Source organism: Bacillus sp. L75 (assembly GCF_003676355.1).
Classification (GTDB): Bacteria; Bacillota; Bacilli; order Bacillales; family Bacillaceae; genus Bacillus; species Bacillus velezensis.
The window spans coordinates 83,818-101,263 of sequence record NZ_ML064908.1 but is presented as its reverse complement, the minus strand read 5'-3'; the positions used below and the strand labels follow the sequence as shown (position 1 = coordinate 101,263).

17 protein-coding genes, 2 pseudogenes and 1 other annotated feature are annotated in these 17,446 nt (G+C 47.6%); of the genes and pseudogenes, 13 read left to right on the top strand and 6 right to left on the bottom strand.

Annotated features, from left to right (window positions below; genetic code table 11):
- Positions 1-359: 359 nt before the first annotated feature.
- Positions 360-1,427: a branched-chain amino acid aminotransferase gene (locus D5S11_RS13925; RefSeq protein ID WP_032870220.1), complete on the top strand. Its 1,068-nt coding sequence runs from the start codon at positions 360-362 to the stop codon at positions 1,425-1,427.
- A gap of 40 nt (positions 1,428-1,467) precedes the next feature.
- Here D5S11_RS13925 and D5S11_RS13920 read toward each other — a convergent pair whose 3' ends face one another.
- The 4 genes from D5S11_RS13920 to D5S11_RS13905 all read right to left on the bottom strand — a co-directional run bounded on the left by D5S11_RS13920 (position 1,468) and on the right by D5S11_RS13905 (position 6,492).
- Positions 1,468-2,871, bottom strand: a complete 1,404-nt coding sequence (locus D5S11_RS13920) for an amino acid permease (RefSeq protein WP_161620106.1) — start codon at positions 2,869-2,871, stop codon at positions 1,468-1,470.
- 113 nt (positions 2,872-2,984) lie between these two features.
- Positions 2,985-3,932, bottom strand: coding sequence for a homocysteine S-methyltransferase (gene mmuM, locus D5S11_RS13915; protein ID WP_053104613.1), 948 nt, complete (start codon positions 3,930-3,932; stop codon positions 2,985-2,987).
- A 115-nt stretch (positions 3,933-4,047) separates the two neighbouring features.
- On the bottom strand, positions 4,048-5,484 hold the full coding sequence (locus D5S11_RS13910; protein ID WP_007409010.1) for an alanine/glycine:cation symporter family protein: 1,437 nt from the start codon (positions 5,482-5,484) through the stop codon (positions 4,048-4,050).
- Positions 5,485-5,508: 24 nt separating this feature from the next.
- Entirely contained in the window at positions 5,509-6,492 is a 984-nt protein-coding gene (locus D5S11_RS13905) for a glutaminase (protein WP_007409011.1), read from the bottom strand.
- Between the two features lie 243 nt (positions 6,493-6,735).
- Here D5S11_RS13905 and glnK point away from each other — a divergent pair, with 243 nt between their 5' ends.
- From glnK to D5S11_RS13880, 5 genes and pseudogenes are all read left to right on the top strand, one after another.
- Positions 6,736-8,028 (top strand): two-component system sensor histidine kinase GlnK, encoded by a 1,293-nt coding sequence (gene glnK / locus D5S11_RS13900; RefSeq protein ID WP_108725185.1) that lies wholly within the window; start codon positions 6,736-6,738, stop codon positions 8,026-8,028.
- Between the two features lies 1 nt (position 8,029).
- Positions 8,030-8,977 (top strand): glutamine utilization two-component system response regulator GlnL, encoded by a 948-nt coding sequence (gene glnL, locus D5S11_RS13895; protein ID WP_039252880.1) that lies wholly within the window; start codon positions 8,030-8,032, stop codon positions 8,975-8,977.
- Between the two features lie 5 nt (positions 8,978-8,982).
- A pseudogene (locus D5S11_RS20065) lies at positions 8,983-9,219 on the top strand (hypothetical protein); the annotation flags it as partial.
- A 48-nt stretch (positions 9,220-9,267) separates the two neighbouring features.
- Positions 9,268-9,517, top strand: a binding site (T-box leader).
- A gap of 88 nt (positions 9,518-9,605) precedes the next feature.
- Complete coding sequence (locus D5S11_RS13885) at positions 9,606-9,770, top strand: tryptophan RNA-binding attenuator protein inhibitory protein (protein WP_007409016.1); 165 nt, start codon at positions 9,606-9,608, stop codon at positions 9,768-9,770.
- 119 nt (positions 9,771-9,889) lie between these two features.
- A pseudogene (locus D5S11_RS13880) lies at positions 9,890-10,083 on the top strand (transposase); the annotation flags it as partial.
- Between the two features lie 144 nt (positions 10,084-10,227).
- On the opposite strand, the gene D5S11_RS13875 reads toward D5S11_RS13880, so the two are convergent.
- Positions 10,228-11,121: a cation diffusion facilitator family transporter gene (locus D5S11_RS13875; protein WP_007409018.1), complete on the bottom strand. Its 894-nt coding sequence runs from the start codon at positions 11,119-11,121 to the stop codon at positions 10,228-10,230.
- Between the two features lie 428 nt (positions 11,122-11,549).
- Here D5S11_RS13875 and D5S11_RS13870 point away from each other — a divergent pair, with 428 nt between their 5' ends.
- The 4 genes from D5S11_RS13870 (at position 11,550) to D5S11_RS13855 (ending at position 14,169) form a co-directional block, all read left to right on the top strand.
- Positions 11,550-12,170, top strand: a complete 621-nt coding sequence (locus tag D5S11_RS13870) for a nitroreductase family protein (RefSeq protein WP_007409019.1) — start codon at positions 11,550-11,552, stop codon at positions 12,168-12,170.
- 24 nt (positions 12,171-12,194) lie between these two features.
- The gene (locus tag D5S11_RS13865; protein WP_038456865.1) at positions 12,195-13,133 is read left to right on the top strand and encodes a ring-cleaving dioxygenase; all 939 of its coding nucleotides are present in this window, start codon (positions 12,195-12,197) and stop codon (positions 13,131-13,133) included.
- Between the two features lie 130 nt (positions 13,134-13,263).
- On the top strand, positions 13,264-13,653 hold the full coding sequence (locus D5S11_RS13860; RefSeq protein WP_007609195.1) for a DoxX family protein: 390 nt from the start codon (positions 13,264-13,266) through the stop codon (positions 13,651-13,653).
- 177 nt (positions 13,654-13,830) lie between these two features.
- Positions 13,831-14,169, top strand: a complete 339-nt coding sequence (locus D5S11_RS13855) for a thioredoxin family protein (RefSeq protein ID WP_108725183.1) — start codon at positions 13,831-13,833, stop codon at positions 14,167-14,169.
- A gap of 63 nt (positions 14,170-14,232) precedes the next feature.
- Here D5S11_RS13855 and D5S11_RS13850 read toward each other — a convergent pair whose 3' ends face one another.
- Entirely contained in the window at positions 14,233-14,616 is a 384-nt protein-coding gene (locus D5S11_RS13850; protein WP_003156684.1) for a DUF2512 family protein, read from the bottom strand.
- Between the two features lie 153 nt (positions 14,617-14,769).
- Here D5S11_RS13850 and D5S11_RS13840 point away from each other — a divergent pair, with 153 nt between their 5' ends.
- The 3 genes from D5S11_RS13840 to D5S11_RS13825 all read left to right on the top strand — a co-directional run bounded on the left by D5S11_RS13840 (position 14,770) and on the right by D5S11_RS13825 (position 17,423).
- The gene (locus D5S11_RS13840; RefSeq protein WP_011996267.1) at positions 14,770-15,198 is read left to right on the top strand and encodes a cell wall hydrolase; all 429 of its coding nucleotides are present in this window, start codon (positions 14,770-14,772) and stop codon (positions 15,196-15,198) included.
- 263 nt (positions 15,199-15,461) lie between these two features.
- Positions 15,462-17,213: an alkaline phosphatase D family protein gene (locus tag D5S11_RS13830; RefSeq protein WP_021495297.1), complete on the top strand. Its 1,752-nt coding sequence runs from the start codon at positions 15,462-15,464 to the stop codon at positions 17,211-17,213.
- A 12-nt stretch (positions 17,214-17,225) separates the two neighbouring features.
- Positions 17,226-17,423 (top strand): twin-arginine translocase TatA/TatE family subunit, encoded by a 198-nt coding sequence (locus D5S11_RS13825; protein ID WP_003156681.1) that lies wholly within the window; start codon positions 17,226-17,228, stop codon positions 17,421-17,423.
- Positions 17,424-17,446 lie beyond the last annotated feature (23 nt).

The window sequence follows — 17,446 nt, the reverse complement described above, 5'->3', positions numbered from 1 at the left end:
CTTTTACTTGCGCATTTCATACGTAATTCGTGAAGCAGGCGGCAACCACCTTCCTATTCGCCATAAATTTGTCACATTATTGACTGTGCGAAAGAAAGGATTGCTTTACATTATGTAAGCGCAATCATTTAATATGACAGAAAGTCCTCATTGAAAAAAATCAAGCAGAATAAAATAAAGTTAGATTTTCGCTTGAAAATATCAAAAATTTTGATAATTATCCTCTTATAAGTGGTATATTTGATATGATACGGTCAACTGCATCCTCATATATCTGTGCATACACGATTCAGGCAGAGAAAACAGGCAGCTTATAAAAGACTGAAAATTTGAACAATTAAAAGAAAGGTGTGCTTTTGTTGAATCAACTGATTGAAAGACGTAAGGTCACAGCAAGAAAAGAAAAACCGGACTCCGCTTCATTGGGGTTTGGCAAGTACTTCACTGATTACATGTTTGTCATGGATTACGAAGAGGAGAGAGGGTGGCATGATCCGAGAATCACCCCTTATGAACCGGTCCGCCTTGACCCTTCCGCATCGGTTTTCCATTACGGGCAGGCCGTATTTGAAGGGCTGAAGGCTTACAGGTCAGAAGACGGACGGGTGTTGATGTTCCGTCCTGACCAAAATATAAAACGGCTGAATAAATCGTTACGGCGGATGAGCATGCCGCCTCTTGACGAGAAGCTGGCGCTGGAGGCATTGATACAATTGGTGGAGCTGGAGCAGGAATGGATACCGATAGAAAAAGGAACCTCTTTATATATCCGTCCGTTTGTAATTGCGACTGAGCCTTCTTTAGGCGTCCGGCCGTCAAAGCGTTACAAGTTCATGGTTGTTCTGACGCCTGTCGGTTCGTATTACGGCGATCAGCTGAAACCGATCCGGATTTATGTGGAGGATGAGTATGTGCGTGCCGTCACCGGCGGAGTGGGCGACGTCAAAACGTCCGGAAATTATGCGGCCAGCTTACAGGCTCAGCGGAAAGCCGAAGAACTGGGGTATGATCAGGTGCTTTGGCTCGATGGGGTGGAAAAGAAATATGCCGAAGAGGTAGGGAGTATGAATATCTTTTTCATCATAAACGGAGAGGCCGTAACGCCGGCGTTAAACGGAAGCATTCTCGGGGGCATCACACGCGCATCTGTGATAGAGCTGTTAAAAAGCTGGGGCATCCGCGTCAGGGAAGAACAGGTCGCCATTGATGACATCTATGAGGCTGCGATGAGAGGCGAGGTGTCAGAGGTATTCGGTACAGGAACCGCGGCCGTCATCTCGCCGGTCGGCGCGCTGCACATTCACGGAGCAACGATTGAACTGAATAACGGTTTGATCGGTGAAGTGTCAGAAAGGCTCTATGAAACGATTGCCGGCATCCAAGTCGGGAAGGTGCGGGATTCGTTCAGATGGGTGGTTGAAGTATAAATGAAAAAAGAACCCTTGCGCTGCAGGGTTCTTTTTTTGGTTATTGGGATTTTACGGCTTGCACGCGGGCTCTGCTTTTCCGGTTTTTCAAGTAATAAGCGGTGTAGCAAACGGCCATAAATGCAATTCCGCAATAAAGGGCGATGGCCTGGTTCGGATCAAAAGCGATGCCGATACAGGAGGCGAGGCATAGGAGAAAGGCCGCTATCGGTACGGCCGGATATCCCGGCGTCCTGTATTTCAAGTCTGAAAGCTGGTGCCCTTCTGTAAGAAACCGTCTTCGGAACAAAAATTGCGATGCGGCGATGCTCATCCACACAGCCACTACCGCAAATCCTGAGACGGAGACGAGAACAAGATAGACTGTATCCGCTGCAAATACGCTTGACAACAACGACAGAATGCCGCCGATCATACTGAAGATCAGAGCGTTAAAAGGAATGCCTTTAGAGGTCAGCCTGGCAAAGGCGGGATGAAGCTCCCCTTCTTTAGACAGGGACCACAGCATGCGTGATGACGCGTACAGCCCTGAATTGGCCGCAGACAGAAGCGCCGTTAAAATGACGAAATTCATCAGATCGGCCGCATAAGGCACGCCGACTCTGTCAAATACCGTGACGAACGGGCTTTCAATCACACCGGCTTCCTTGATGGAGATCATCCCTGACAGCACAAAAATCGTTCCGATAAAGAAAAGCGCCAGCCGCCAGACTGTAGTCTTAATGGCGCGCGGAACGGTTTTTTCCGGATCGGCGCTTTCCCCTGCGGCGATTCCGATCAATTCCGTCCCTGAAAAAGCGAAGTTTACTGAAAGCATCGTCATCAGTATCGGGAAAAAGCCATTTGGAAAAAGGCTGCCGCCATCCGTAAAGTTCGACAGCATAGGTGCGGCCTCACCGCTTTTCATCGGGACGATGCCGAACATCGCCGCTCCGCCCAATAAAATAAACAGTAAGATGGCTAAGACTTTAATGCTTGAGAACCAAAACTCCGATTCAGCAAAAAATTTCACGGAGAAGGCGTTTAATAAAAAGATGAAAAGAGCGAATACCGCACTCCACATCCAAACTGAAGTATGCGGGAACCAGCGCTGCATGAAAAGCCCGGCCGCCGTGAATTCAGAGCCCAGCGCCACCGCCCACGTCAGCCAGTACAGCCATGCGACCGTAAAGCCCGTCGCGGGCCCGATATAGGTCTTCGCATAGGTGTGGAATGCGCCCGTCACCGGCATGGCCACTGACAGTTCACCGAGGCAAAGCATGACAAGATAGACGATGCCCGCGCCCAAAAGGTAAGCGAAAATGGTGCCCGCCGGACCCGCCTGATGAATGGTATACCCAGAGCTTAAAAACAGCCCCGTTCCGATCACACCTCCGAGTGATAGCATAAAGAGGTGTCTGCTTTTCATACTTCTCTGAAAATTCGTCTCGTTCTTGTTGTTCATTGTTTTCCAACTTTCTGCGAGAGCCGTTCTAATAAAAAATCTCATGCCGGCGAACGGCACGAGATTCCGGCGAACCGGCTTTTTGAATAGAATATACAAACTATTCCGATTAGTCAAGTTGTTTTTAAGGTCTTGGCCCAATCGGCAATGGCTTGGATGTCCGCGGGTTTCGTCCGGCAGCAGCCTCCGATCAGGCTCACGCCGTTTTCGTACCAGCTTTGCGCGCTTTTTCCGAAATGGTTTTCGCACGCTGCGCCTTTCCAGGTTTTTGTCACCGGGTCATATTGTTCACCGGAGTTCGGATAGGCGATAATCGGTTTGGATGCTGCCCGTTTGATTTCTTCTATCAGCGGCGGAATATGTTCGATCGGTGTGCAGTTGATGCCGATCGCTGCGATTTGGCTGCAGGAGTCAAGCAGGGCCGCGCATTCGGAAATAGGCGTGCCTTCGCTGATATGCCGCCCGTCTTTGGCGCTGAAGCTGATCCATGCATAAGTGCCGGGGAATTCCTCCAGCAGCCTTGTGATCGCTTTTGCTTCTGACAGGCACGGAATGGTCTCACAGGCCAAAAGATCGGCGCCGGATTCTATGAGGGCTTTCATCCGGGGGCGGTGAAAGCTGATCAGCTCATCCTCCGTCAGTCCGTAATGCCCGCGATATTCTGAGCCGTCAGCGAGGCTCGCGCCGTAAGGCCCGATAGAAGCGGCGACCAAAGGTTTGGGCCGGTGTAAACGGTTTTCTTCATGCGCCCAAAATTCATCGCGTGCTTGTGCGGCAAGTTCAACAGATGTCTGAATGAGACGTATCGCATCGGTTTCCGGGATGCCGCGCGCTGCAAATCCTTCGATTGTCGATTGATAACTGGCGGTGATCGCGCAATCAGCGCCGGCGGCAAAATATTCTGCATGCACCTGTTTGATCAGTTCTGGTCTCTCCAAAAGAATTTTGGCCGACCACAGATCATCATGTAAATCACAGCCCATCCGCTCAAGCTCGGTTGCCATCGCGCCGTCTATGATCATAACCGGGTATTCATTTAATATTTGTGTAATGGGATTCATAGGCCTTCCTTTCTGACTTTACTGAAAATATATAAAAAGGGTAATGGACGCTATTCTCTTTGTCAATGAACCGGCAGAAAAAAGGTGTTCAGGACGCTGCCCGAACACCTTTTGTTTAGGAAATGTGTTTGCCTTTCGCACTTTTCGCGATGTCTGAATACTCCCAGCAGTCGATCCCGTCATCATCAGGGAGTACATCTCTGTAAAAGACGGGGTCCTTTCCGGCTTTCTTTTGCCGGACATAATCGCTCAAAGCGGCAAACGCTTTTTTCGACAGAAGGAAAATCGCGATTAAGTTCACGACCACCATTAAGCCCATGAACAAGTCAGCCATATCCCACACAAGCTGGACTTTGGAAATACAGCCGAACAGTACCATTCCGAGCACGCAGATGCGGTAAATGAACAGCCATTTTTTGTTCTGGCTTAAAAATCCGATATTGGTTTCTCCGTAATAATAGTTGCCCATCAGAGCGCTGAAGCCGAACAAAAGCATTAAGACGGCAAGGAAACCTGACGCCCATGCGCCGACATGATCGCTCAAGGCGGCCTGAGAAAGCGCGATGCCGCTCAGTCCCGGCTGGTGATACGCGTCTGAAAATAAAATGATAAGCGCCGTGCTTGTACAAATGACGAGCGTATCCGTCAGGACGCCGAATGCCTGAATGAGCCCCTGTTTCACCGGGTGGCTCGTCGTAGCTGTCGCCGCCGCGTTCGGAGCGCTTCCCATACCCGCTTCATTTGAGAAAATCCCGCGTCTTACACCTTGCATCAAGGCCGCACCTAAAGCGCCGCCCGCTGCCTGATCAATGCCGAACGCATTTTTTACGATTAGCGACAGAACGCCGGGCAATTGGGTGATGTTCGTCAGAATGACAAAGAAAGCGACACCGATATATAAAACGGCCAAGACGACTACGATGTATTCCGCCATTTTCGCAATTCGTTTGACGCCGCCGAAGATTACGCCGCCGAAAACCACGATTAAAATAATGCCCAATGTAAGCCGGCTGGTGCCGAATGCGTTTTGAAAGGCGACGCTGATCGTATTGGATTGAACGGAATTAAAAACAACCCCGAATGACAGTGTGATTAATACGGCGAACAGCGCGCCCATCCAGCGTTTCTTCAGGCCCTTTTCCATGTAATAGGCCGGGCCTCCGCGGAATCCGTTTTGATCTTTTACTTTATAAATTTGGGCCAGCGTGCTTTCAACAAAGCTTGAAGCCGAACCGATGACTGCGATAATCCACATCCAGAAAATAGCGCCCGGACCGCCGAGTGCGATCGCAATGGCGATTCCGGTAATATTCCCGGTTCCGACACGCGCCGCCATACTGATGCAAAATGCCTGAAACGGGGAAATGGTGTTTTTTGTCCGGGCGGCCGCGCCTTCCTTCAAAACCCGGATCATTTCCTTCAGCATGCGGACTTGCAGACCCTTTGATCTGAACGTAAAAAACAGTCCCAGAGAAAGAAGCAGTACGATTAACAGTTTTGACCATAAAAAATCATTTGCCGAGCCGATTACATTTTCAAGGAATTCCTGCATCCAATCACCTCTTGGTTCGTTTGATTAAAAAATACTGAGCTCCCACTCCTGTGCGATATGTTTCAGCAGCATGCCGCCGGTCAGGCTGTTGCCGTATTCATCAATGGCCGGACCGTAAATGCCGATGCCGCAGCCGTTATGAAAAGGCTGTTCTCTTCTGGCGCTTGGGGGAACCAATGCCATAATGCCGCCGGATACCCCGCTTTTGGCCGGGACGCCGACGAAAGCCGCATATTTGCCTGACGCATTGTACATTCCGCACGTCAGCATCAGGGCTTTGGCGAGTTTTGCGACATCTTTCGGAATGACCTGTTCCCGTCGGATCGGATGGTAGCCGTCATGCGCAAGTATCAATCCGATTAAAGCGATGTCCTCGGTTGTACCCTCCATGGCGCACTGCTTTAAATACACTTCAAGCGTTTCTTCCACATCCGCCTCGAGAAAGTTCGTTTCTTTTAAATAGTAGGCGAGCGCTCTGTTCCGATGCGCGGTCTGCCATTCAGAACGGAAGACCTCCTCGTGAATGTGAGGCCGTTTTCCTATTAATTTTTCAAAAACGGAAAAGAGATATTCTAATTTATCATGCGCCGTTTCACCCGGAAGCAGCGAGGCGACGGTAATGGCGCCGGCATTGATCATCGGGTTGAAGGGCTTCCCGGGTTTATGGATTTCAAGCCGGATGATAGAATTAAACGCATCACCCGTCGGTTCCACGTCCACACGATCCAGCACGTAAGAAATGCCTCTGTTCATGCAGGCGGCAATAAAGCTTATGACTTTTGAGATGCTCTGCAATGTGAACGGGACATTCCATTCACCGGCATGAATCATTGAGCCATCCGGCTCTAATATGCAAATGCCCAGCTGAGAGTCGTTGATTTCTCCGAGGGCGGGTATATAATTTGCGCTTTTTCCATTGACGGAAAACGGTCGGTAATGCTCGACCCAATCTTGTAAAAGTGAAGCCAGTTCCTCTTTTTCAAGGCGCTCTCTGACCATATCTTTCATAACATTCCTCCTCTATTGCAAGCCTGTCCGAAGCGGAAACCGGTCTTGGAAAACGTTTTCAAAAATAGCGTGTTCCATGTTAATGTATAATGACATCTACAGAATCATACAAAATACGACAAAATCATTCTTAAAATAAGCCGATAGATTTATAAATCAGCCGGAGTGTCCCGCCATTCGGGTCTAAAGAAATTTGCGGACTGTATCGGTCTTGTTCAAAATAGACAGAAGAAGGAAGTGATTATGATCAGGCTCGACTATTTACTGAAAAAAGACGGCTATCTTTTCGCCCTTATGCTGATCACCGTGCCGCTGGCGGGGGAACTGAAATTTTACCCTCTGAATGAGGTATATCGGATCAGCTTCGGCGCCCCGGCTTTTTTCTTTTTTCTGCTGCTGCTTCGGCATGTGCCGGCAGTATTGTCAGGGCTGTTGACAGGTGCAGCCGTTGTGGCATTCCGGATCGGCCTGGCGTGCTGGGGAGGAGAGCATGCCGGCTTTGCGGAGGCTTTTTTCAGCCAATATCCCAGTTTCTTTTTTTACTTTACATATGCCTGCTTGTTTTATGTGCTGAAGGTCAGGCTTTTTTGGGATCGGCCGCTGATGATCGGGTTTCTCGGTTTTCTCATTGAAATTGCGTCCGATGCCGTTGAAATGACGGTTCAGTTTTCCGGCGGCCGGCAGATTATGATGCCGGACAAGCTGGCGGATATTGCGGTTATCGCTGTTTCTCACACATTTATTGTGCTGAGTTTTTTCAACGTGATGAAGCTGCACGAATCTCAGGTCAGGGAAAAACAAACGAGAAAGCAGCATGAGCACATGCTGATGATTGTGTCCAACTTATATGAAGAAACGATTCATTTGAAAAAAACGCTGAAAACGACGGAGCATGTGACGAAAGAATCCTATCAGCTATATCGGGAAATGAGCGGGAACGACCGGGAGCTCGGGAGCCGAATGCTGCGCCTTGCGGGAGAGATTCATGAAGTGAAAAAAGACAATCAGCGAATATTCGCCGGCCTGTCGAAGCTGATTTCCAATGAGAGATTCCGGGATTACATGAATGCCGCCGCTCTGGTCGGCATCGTCATCCGAATCAATGAAAAATACGCCGAATCTTTAGGCAAGGACATTCAATTCCGGAGCGTGATTGAAGGAGAGCATCCCGATTATCACGTCTTTACCGTCCTGTCGATCTTAAATAACCTGACCGCCAATGCCGTCGAAGCCATGGGAGACAGGGGTGAGATCCGCCTCGCGCTGCGCAGGACGGAAGGAGAAAAGGCTGAATTTCAGGCGGAAGATGACGGTCCCGGCATTCCGGAAAAAATCGGAGAGGTCGTTTATGATCCCGGGTTTACGTCCAAATACGATGAATTCGGCACACCTTCAACGGGCATCGGGCTTACTTACGTGAAGGAAATCGTAACTGAACTTGACGGAGACATTTCCTTTCATAACAAGCCAAAAGGCGTCATATTTACGATTAAACTGCCGGTGAAGCATTTGATTGCAGAAAGGATGAACTCATAATATGCGTTTTTTTATAGCTGATGATGACCGGGCGATCCGTTCCATTTTAAAACAGATGATCGAGGACGAGGACTTAGGAGAAGTCGTCGGTGAGGCAGAGGACGGAAGCCAGATTGAAGGGCATTATCTCCATTTTAAACAAGTCGATATTTTATTAATTGATCTGCTGATGCCGGGTCGGGACGGGATTGAGACGATCCGGCATCTTCAGGGATCGTACAACGGAAAAGCGGTGATGATATCGCAGGTGGAGGCAAAGGAAATGGTGGGAGAAGCTTATTCTCTCGGCATCGAATACTTTATCCACAAACCGATCAACAAAATCGAGATCGTCACCGTTTTGGGAAAAGTAAAAGAGCGGATTGAACTGGAAACCTCGATCGGCGACATCCAACACTCGTTAAGCCGTCTTATTCAGCGGAATGAGCCGAAAAAAAGCGGGCCGGGGGGGATGCACGAGAAATCAATCAAAGAAACAGGAAAATTTCTTTTATCGGAATTAGGCATCGTGGGAGAAAGCGGGGCGCATGACCTCATGGCCGTCCTTCACTATTTATTTGAGGATGAACAGGCGGAAAGAAACATCCCGTCTTTAAAGCAGATGTTTACAAACGTCGCCATCCGGAAGCTGGGGCCTGCGGCGGCACAAGCCGAGGTTAACAGGGAAATCAAAGCCTCGGAACAGCGGATCAGAAGGGCCGTCATTCATTCGTTAAACCATTTCGCTTCATTGGGCACAACTGATTTTTCAAACCCCAAATTTGAATATTACGCCTCGAAATTCTTTGATTTCCCCGCTGTCAGCAAGAGAATGAAAGAAATGCAGGCTAAGGAAACCGTGCCGCTTTCTCCGGTTAAAGTGAATATGAAAAAATTCATTCACGTCTTCTTTTTGGAGGCGAAAGATTTACGCGAAGGATCAAAATTTGTCAGCGGAGGCAGCCGGTAAGCTGGCTTTGGAAAAGATGGCAAACGTGGATAAATGACAGTTCGTACTGGCCTGATTTTTCCGTGCTGATCCATGGCGACTTGCATCCTCCGCATATTTTTGTAAACGAAAATCAGCATGTGACAGAATGGCAGGCCGCTTACCCTGTGGAAACGGCGAAGTTCGCGCTTCAGACGGGGCAAGAGGAGCATATGCAAATGGCGCGGGACATGCTCGGCCTGACCGATCCGAAAGGTTATTGACTTCCGCCGGATGACAGCGTATGATACATTTTAAAATAAAAGAACGGATGAACAATGCTGAGGAAGAGTAAGTACGCATCAGCGCGCGGGGTTCAGAGAGTCGGTGGCCGCTGTGAACCGATCCCCGTCCGGTGCCGAATGGGCTTCTGAATTGCTGCGCTGAAATGACAGTAGGCGGTGCCGGGATTCTTCCCCGTTATCAAGAAAGGAGTATTGAAACCGTGTGTTTCTGTACTTTTTGAGAGAATGGCTTATCAGCCGTTAATAAAGGTGGCACCGCGAAAACCTCGTCCTTTGATGGACGGGGTTTTTTTGTATTGTTAAGGAGGTGATGGCCATGGAAAGTGACTGGAGACGGACAGACAATCAAAAAAGGAGGGATATTCATGGTGATCGCAACCGACGATCTTGAGCTCACGTGTCCGCATTGTGAAGGAACCGGCGAGGAGAAGGAAGGGACGCCCTGTCCGAAGTGCGGCGCGAAGGGCGTCATATTGACCGCTCAAGGAAACACGCTGCTGCATTTTATCAGAAAGCATATTGATCAGTGAAATCAAACGAAAAAGGCCGTTATCCGGCCTTCAGGCTGTCGAGAAAATCTCGACAGCCTTTATGTTTCTCTTGTCATAAAATAAAAGAAAGACTGAAAAAACGGTGTCTTTTCTTTCTCATGTTCCACACAAGAAATTTTTCTCGAAACACAGCCGAATTCGTTCTGTTTGACCAACTCGTCGAAGAGGATCACCTTCTTCGAAAAATTGATAAATACATAGACTTCTCTTTCATCGTTGAAAAGGTCAAACCTTACTGCAACAAAAATAAAGCCCCCCCTCACTTGATCCGCTGATCTTATTCAAAATGATGTTGAAGATTGCCACATACCCAGCCAAGCAAAGCTAGGCATGTGGGAGTGCTTTTTCTGCACCTGAAATCAAATGAATATGTAAAGAAACAGCACAAAACAAAAAAGCTTGTAGAAAAACATCATTTTCTCTACAAGCTGCTTTTTCATTCTTCAAAATAAGGATTCACATGGATGAGCACTTCTTCAACATCTGAAAAGTGTCTTTGGATTTCATTTCGGATTTCGCGGGCAATATCGTGTCCCTGCTTAATCGTCAAATCATGATCCAAAGATAACCGGACATCAAGCAATTTATAGTGGCCGTGTTCTCTTGCTCGGATTTTATCGAGCCGTTTGACTTGAGGGCAGTGCAAAATAACGGCTTTATATTCCTCTATCAGTTCGGGATCAACACTTTTTTCCATGAGAACGTCAACAGACGGCCTGATTAATTCCATTGAAATCTTAAAAATGAGGTACGCCACGATGACACTGGCAATTGCATCAGCGTACAACAGATAGGACCATCCGCGTGTGTTCCCGATAATCGCCAATAGGACGCCGATAAAAGCGGCAAGAGAGGCAACGATATCGCCTTTATGATCGTATGCAATCGCTATAATCGCTTTACTGTTCCATTTTTCCCCTTGTTTGATCGAATAACGATATAAGATCTGCTTAGCCGCGTAGGATATCAGAGCCGCAAACAATGCGCTGTATTGCGGGATGCTTGGACCTTCAACAAAGGACGAAATCGCTTCTATCAGAATATACACGGAAACGAGCACTAATATGATTCCTACAATCGCTTCGCTGATGACCTCAGCTTTGCCATGCCCGAAAGGATGGTCTTGATCGGGCGGCTTATTAGAAATGCCGATGACGGCCAGGACAGCAATTGAAGCCGCGACATCCGCTGCAGAATGTATACCGTCGGCAAAAACTGCTTCACTATCGCCTATCAGTCCAAAAAAGATCTTTCCTGCCATTAAGATCAGATTGGCTATCAATGCAATCAAAGCAACTTTTTTGCTTATTTGTTCTCTTTCACTTGTCATTTTTTCCTCCTATAAAACTGCACAAAAAAATAGAGGCGCTTTTGATTCGCTCTCCGTATCCTTTCTTGTGTAATCACTTTGCTTATCGTACCAATTCAGTTTCGAGTGGGTCTATAGCAAGGTTGTTTCCTGTTTCCTAATAAATAAGGTGACAGAAAAAAAGTTGGAGCAGGGCTAAACAGTACACAGACAAAATGGCGCTGAATTAAAAAAAGAACTGTTGACATTTGAGTGTTTATCTTTTATTATTATCTCGAATTCAAGATTTTTTAATTCAAGATAATTTAATTAGAGTGCAGTATAAGAACCTGCCGATCGTTTGAATCACGAAAAGATCAGTGAAGAGAACGTTTCGTTTTTTAATCATACGTTATTTGATTTTTTATACTATAATATCTCGAATTCGAGATAAAAGGGGTGCGAGGGAAATGGCTGAATTTGTACAGCTAGTGAATGAAAGAAGATCTGCAAGCAACTTTCTTCCAGAACATCCAATCACAAGAGATGAGCTCAATGAAATGTTTGAATTGGTTGCGTTGGCTCCATCAGCTTTTAATTTGCAGCACACAAAATATGTGACGGTTCTTGACCCGGATGTAAAAGAAAAGCTGAAACAGGCCGCAAACGGACAATATAAAGTGTTTAGCTCATCAGCTGTTCTTTTGGTTTTAGGGGATAAGCAGGCATATCAGCAAGCGGCTGACATCTATGAAGGATTGAAGATGCTGGGGGTATTAAATAAACAAGAGTATGATCACATGGTTCAAGACACCGTTTCGTTTTATGAAAACAGGGGAGAACCATTTAAGAGAGATGAGGCGATAAGAAATGCTTCACTTTCTGCGATGATGTTTATGCTGAGTGCTAAGGAAAAAGGCTGGGACACCTGTCCGATGATAGGGTTTGATGCTGAAGCCGTGAAACAGATTTTGAAGATAGATGATCAATTTGAGGTCGTCATGATGATTACAATCGGGAAAGAAAAAATAGAAAGCAGAAGGCCGCGCGGCTACCGAAAGCCTGTGAATGAGTTTGTGGAGTATATTTAACTATTTGTAAAGAAGCAAATAAAAATGGCGAAAAAAACGATGGGCATCCATCATATTACGGCAATTGTCGGTCACCCTCAAGAGAATGCTGATTTCTACGCTGGAGTGCTGGGGCTGCGATTGGTTAAGCAAACGGTCAATTTTGATGATCCGGGTACGTATCACCTTTATTTTGGGGATGAAGGCGGGAAGCCGGGAACAATCATCACATTCTTTCCGTGGGCGGGCGCCCGCCAAGGCATCATTGGAGACGGACAGGTTGGCGTGACATCTTACGCCGTGCCGAAGGGTGCCATGGCGTTTTGGGAAAAGAGACTTGAAAAGTTCAACATTCCATACACAAAAATCGAGCGTTTTGGAGAACAATATATAGAATTTGATGACCCGCATGGCCTGCATTTAGAAATCGTGGAAAGAGAAGCAGTGGAGGCCAATACGTGGACTTTCGGAGATGTAACCCCGGATGTTGCCATTAAAGGCTTTGGCGGTGCAACCCTGTTATCAGCACAGCCTGAAAAAACAGGTGAATTGCTGGAAAATATCATGGGGCTTGAGCGAGTCGGTAAAGAAGGAGACTTCGTTCGTTATCGTTCTGCCGGTGATATCGGAAATGTGATTGACCTTAAGTTAACGCCTATCGGCCGCGGGCAAATGGGTATCGGCACGGTCCATCACATCGCTTGGCGGGCTCAGGATGACGAAGATCAATTAGATTGGCAAAGGTTCATTGCTGCGCACGGATATGGTGTGACTCCTGTTCAGGATAGAAACTATTTTAATGCGGTTTACTTCAGAGAACATGGGGAAATCTTATTTGAGATTGCAACTGATCCGCCGGGCTTTGCCCATGATGAGTCACAAGAAAAAATGGGCGGAAAACTGATGCTCCCTGAGCAGTATGAACCGCACCGGGCACAAATTGAACAAGGGCTGCTGCCGTTTGAAGTGAGAGAATTAGATTGATTGATAGATGAACGTGAAGCATGAAGAAAAATAACAAGACATACATTTAACAGATGTTTGCTGGAAGCGACTGTTGGTAAACAGCTGCCTTGCAGACATCATATAATATGAAAAATAAGGAGAGATAAAAATGGAAGATGCAGGACTATTACTTATTCGAATCATGATTGGTGTGGTGTTTCTGTTTTATGGATCACAAAAATTATTCGGCTGGTTTGGCGGATACGGAATTAAAGGAACCGGACAATGGTTCGAGTCAATTGGAGTTAAACCAGGTAATGCCGCGGCCGCTTTATCAGGTCTCGGGGAACTCGCAAGCGGAATTCTATTTATTTTAGGTGTTTTCCTCCCGCTCGGAGCTGCTATTATAACGATTATTATGTTAGGTGCCATCGTAAAAGTCCATGGAGCGAAAGGATTTGCCAACGGTGCCGGCGGTTTTGAATATAACTTGGTGCTGATTGCAGTCTCCATCGGAGTTGCACTCATCGGTTCAGGGGCGTACGCTTTGCATTTTTAATATAAGTATCTAAGAACAGTTACTGAAAAGCGGTAACTGTTCTTTTATTTTCAAGCACAACGTTCAGGTGCTCTGAATAGCAAAAAAGCGGATATGTTCAATATAAATGTGTATAGTGAATGTACGCGTATTGATGAGCTTGGTCATGAAAGACGAGCCGATTGGAGGAGGGTTTTGTTGAAAGAGATGGCAGAATTACATTCATTAGATTCTATCGAGAATTTTATTAAACAGCATCAATTCAGTTTTATCTACATTTCAAGACCCGCCTGTACAGTATGTCACGCTGTTCTGCCGCAGCTCAGAAAAGTATTGGATCAGTTTCCGAATATCAAATTGGGGCATATCAATGCTGACGAGGTAGAAGAGGTGGCCGGCAGATTTTCAGGCTTCACTGTTCCCGTGCTTCTTTTGTTCATTGATGGGACTGAGTTTCTGAGAGAAGCCCGCTTTGTTCATTTTGAACAGCTCGAAGAAAGGCTGAAAAGGGTTTATCAGTTATATCAAGATGTATAAAGCGTTTATACTTTACAAATAAAAAGCCCCCTTTAAAGGGGCTTTTATCCGGCCTTTTTTACGTTATTCGGACCGGGGTTCTAAAAAACGGGACCCGCCCAAGTCTTTTCTCATCAGATAGATATGGAAAAAATATTCTCCGACGGCGATGATGACGGCGGAAATAAGAGCGGCAAACGCCAGTCTTCCTCCGGAAATGCCCATGGACAGCGGCATTCCCATCAGCCAGACAACAAGAAACGCGATTCCGAAATCAGCGGACGCCGCCGTGATGTTATTCCATCTCGGCAGCACGTACAGGTCGCCCGTAAAGTAAGAAACGGCTCCCAGCACAATGGTCATCAGCAGCACGTCGCCGAATGTAAAGCGAAAACCTAAGCCGAGTATCAGATACAGAATAATGATGGTCATAATGCCTTTGATGGCAAGCGCTTTAATGTGTTCCATGCGAATTCCTCCTTATGGAAATCATGTTAGTATGTTTCCTCATAACGTGAAATATAAACCCTTTTTTCGTGAACATTTGTTTTCTGGCTTTTGTCTGTCATCACTGGGCCGCGGCTGAATATGATGAAGGGAGAAAATACGGGAGGTGTCATGATGGCAGTCGTAAAAGCGTCGAGCGCCGATCTGGATCTAATGGCAAGGCTGCTCAGGGCGGAAGCGGAAGGCGAAGGGAAGCAGGGAATGCTTTTGGTCGGCAATGTGGGAATCAATCGGGTGCGGGCGAATTGTTCTGATTTTAAAGGCCTGCGCACCATCAGGCAGATGGTGTTTCAGCCGCACGCGTTTGAAGCGGTGACTCACGGATACTTTTACCAGAGACCGCGTGAATCCGAGCGGAGGCTTGCCCGCCGGACGATTAACGGAGAACGGTTTTGGCCGGCTAAGTTCAGTCTGTGGTATTTTAAGCCGCCGGGAAACTGCCCGCCGACTTGGTATGATCAGCCGTTTGTCGCGAGATTCAAATCCCACTGCTTCTATCAGCCGACAGGTGAGACGTGCGAAAACGTGTACAATACATTTTAATCCCGGGCGCACCGTTCTGAGAATGAACGGTGTTTTTTTAATTTCTTGTGAAGAAAAATAGGAAAAAAGTTCGCTTGACGGATGACAAGCCAAAAAGAAACAGAGGGGGTTTTCTCCCGGCGGGGCAAGGTTTGTCGAAACAATGTGAAAAATGTCTCCCGCCGTCCATTTTTCAGCCTTACAAACCCTTCACACTTCTTCATAGCGGTTTAACATTTCTTTTTTATAATAAGGGCGATCAATGAGACGAAAGGGGAACTGACATGACACATGACGGCCGTTTAGATGAATGGATCAAGGAATTGGAGAACAAAAGCTTTCAGAACAATACGTTTGACCGCCGCGCATTTATACAGGGCGCCGGGAAAATCGCCGGTCTTTCCCTCGGGTTAGCGATCGCGCAATCCATCGGCGCGTTTGAAGTGAATGCCGCTCCGAAATTTTCAAACTATCCGTTCACCCTCGGCGTAGCTTCCGGCGACCCGCTGTCTGACAGCGTCATTCTCTGGACGCGTCTTGCCCCTGACCCGCTGAATGGGGGCGGCATGCCGAAGCAGGCCGTGCCGGTAAAATGGGAAATCGCCGCTGATGAACATTTTCGTCACATCGTCAAACGCGGAACGGAAATGGCCAAGCCGAATCTCGGACACTCCGTCCATGTCGAGGCGGACGGGCTCAAGCCCAATAAAGTGTACTATTACCGGTTTAAAAGCGGGCATGAGCTCAGTCCCGTCGGCCGGACGAAAACGCTGCCAGCTCCCGGTGCTGACGTATCCGCCATGACGTTTGCATTTGCCTCATGCCAGCAGTATGAACACGGCTATTATACGGCGTATAAACATATGGCGAAGGAAAAGCTTGATCTCGTGTTCCATCTCGGAGATTACATTTATGAATACGGACCGAACGAATATGTGTCAAAAACGGGAAATGTCAGGACGCACAGCAGCGCTGAAGTGTATACACTGTCAGATTACCGCAACCGTCATGCCCAATACCGCTCTGATGCCAATCTGAAAGCCGCCCACGCCGCATTTCCGTGGGTCGTGACGTGGGACGATCATGAGGTGGAAAACAATTATGCCAATATTATCCCTGAAAAAGGCCAATCCGTTGAAGCGTTTGTGCTCAGGAGGGCCGCAGCTTATCAGGCTTATTATGAACACATGCCGCTCAGGCGCATGTCATTGCCGAACGGTCCTGATATGCGGCTGTACAGGCAATTTTCTTATGGCAATTTAGCATCGTTCAATGTGCTTGATACAAGACAGTATAGAGATGATCAGGCCAACGGCGACGGGAATAAGCCGCCTTCTGATGAGTGGAGAGATCCGAAGCGTACATTGATGGGGACAGAACAGGAGCAATGGCTCTTCGGAAATTTAGCCGCCTCAAAAGCGAAGTGGAATGTGCTGGCGCAGCAAATCTTTTTCGCGCAATGGAATTTCGGAACAACCGCCAATCCGATATACAGCATGGATTCATGGGACGGCTACCCGGCTCAGCGGGAGCGGGTCATCAATTTTATAAAAAGCAAAAACCTGAACAATGTCATCGTGCTGACGGGTGATGTTCACGCAAGCTGGGCGTCAAACCTGCATACCGATTTTAATCAAACGAATTCAAAGATTTTCGGAGCCGAATTCGTCGGGACTTCCATTACATCTGGAGGAAACGGAGCGGATAAACGGGCCGATACGGATCAAATCTTAAAACAAAACCCGCATATTAAGTTTTTCAACGATTACCGCGGCTATGTCCGCTGTACGGTGACCCCTGCCCAATGGAGAGCGGATTACAGAGTGGTGCCGTACGTGACGGAGCCGGGGGCTGAGGTATCCACGCGGGCTTCATTCATTTATCAGAAAGACCAGACGGGGATTCGGAAGGTTTCTCAAGCGGCGGTTGCAGGCGGTTTAAAGCAGTCAAACGAGGTGGAAGAGGATCGTTTCTTCGCCCATAACAATGCGCATGAAAAGCAAATGAGAAAGAAACGGGCCAAAATCTCACAATAAGGAGGCACACTCATGTTTTCAAATATCGGCATTCCCGGGTTGATCCTGATTTTCGTCATCGCTCTCATCATTTTCGGGCCTTCAAAGCTTCCGGAAATCGGCCGTGCCGCCGGCCGCACGCTGCTTGAATTTAAAAGCGCCGCAAAAACACTGGTCTCAAATGAAGAGCCGGACAAGCAGACGGCTGAGAAAGACAAAACGGCAGGCTGAATCCTGACATGGGGGCAGACGAA

Excerpts from the sequence above, each read along its gene's own strand:
- D5S11_RS13920 (WP_161620106.1), bottom strand. The coding sequence starts at position 2,871 with ATGAACAACAAGAACGAGACGAATTTTCAGAGAAGTATGAAAAGCAGA.
- mmuM (WP_053104613.1), bottom strand. The coding sequence starts at position 3,932 with ATGAATCCCATTACACAAATATTAAATGAATACCCGGTTATGATCATA.
- D5S11_RS13910 (WP_007409010.1), bottom strand. The coding sequence starts at position 5,484 with ATGCAGGAATTCCTTGAAAATGTAATCGGCTCGGCAAATGATTTTTTA.
- D5S11_RS13905 (WP_007409011.1), bottom strand. The coding sequence starts at position 6,492 with ATGAAAGATATGGTCAGAGAGCGCCTTGAAAAAGAGGAACTGGCTTCA.
- glnK (WP_108725185.1), top strand. The coding sequence starts at position 6,736 with ATGATCAGGCTCGACTATTTACTGAAAAAAGACGGCTATCTTTTCGCC.
- glnL (WP_039252880.1), top strand. The coding sequence starts at position 8,030 with ATGCGTTTTTTTATAGCTGATGATGACCGGGCGATCCGTTCCATTTTA.
- D5S11_RS13885 (WP_007409016.1), top strand. The coding sequence starts at position 9,606 with ATGGTGATCGCAACCGACGATCTTGAGCTCACGTGTCCGCATTGTGAA.
- D5S11_RS13875 (WP_007409018.1), bottom strand. The coding sequence starts at position 11,121 with ATGACAAGTGAAAGAGAACAAATAAGCAAAAAAGTTGCTTTGATTGCA.
- D5S11_RS13870 (WP_007409019.1), top strand. The coding sequence starts at position 11,550 with ATGGCTGAATTTGTACAGCTAGTGAATGAAAGAAGATCTGCAAGCAAC.
- D5S11_RS13865 (WP_038456865.1), top strand. The coding sequence starts at position 12,195 with ATGGCGAAAAAAACGATGGGCATCCATCATATTACGGCAATTGTCGGT.
- D5S11_RS13860 (WP_007609195.1), top strand. The coding sequence starts at position 13,264 with ATGGAAGATGCAGGACTATTACTTATTCGAATCATGATTGGTGTGGTG.
- D5S11_RS13850 (WP_003156684.1), bottom strand. The coding sequence starts at position 14,616 with ATGGAACACATTAAAGCGCTTGCCATCAAAGGCATTATGACCATCATT.
- D5S11_RS13840 (WP_011996267.1), top strand. The coding sequence starts at position 14,770 with ATGGCAGTCGTAAAAGCGTCGAGCGCCGATCTGGATCTAATGGCAAGG.
- D5S11_RS13830 (WP_021495297.1), top strand. The coding sequence starts at position 15,462 with ATGACACATGACGGCCGTTTAGATGAATGGATCAAGGAATTGGAGAAC.
- D5S11_RS13825 (WP_003156681.1), top strand. The coding sequence starts at position 17,226 with ATGTTTTCAAATATCGGCATTCCCGGGTTGATCCTGATTTTCGTCATC.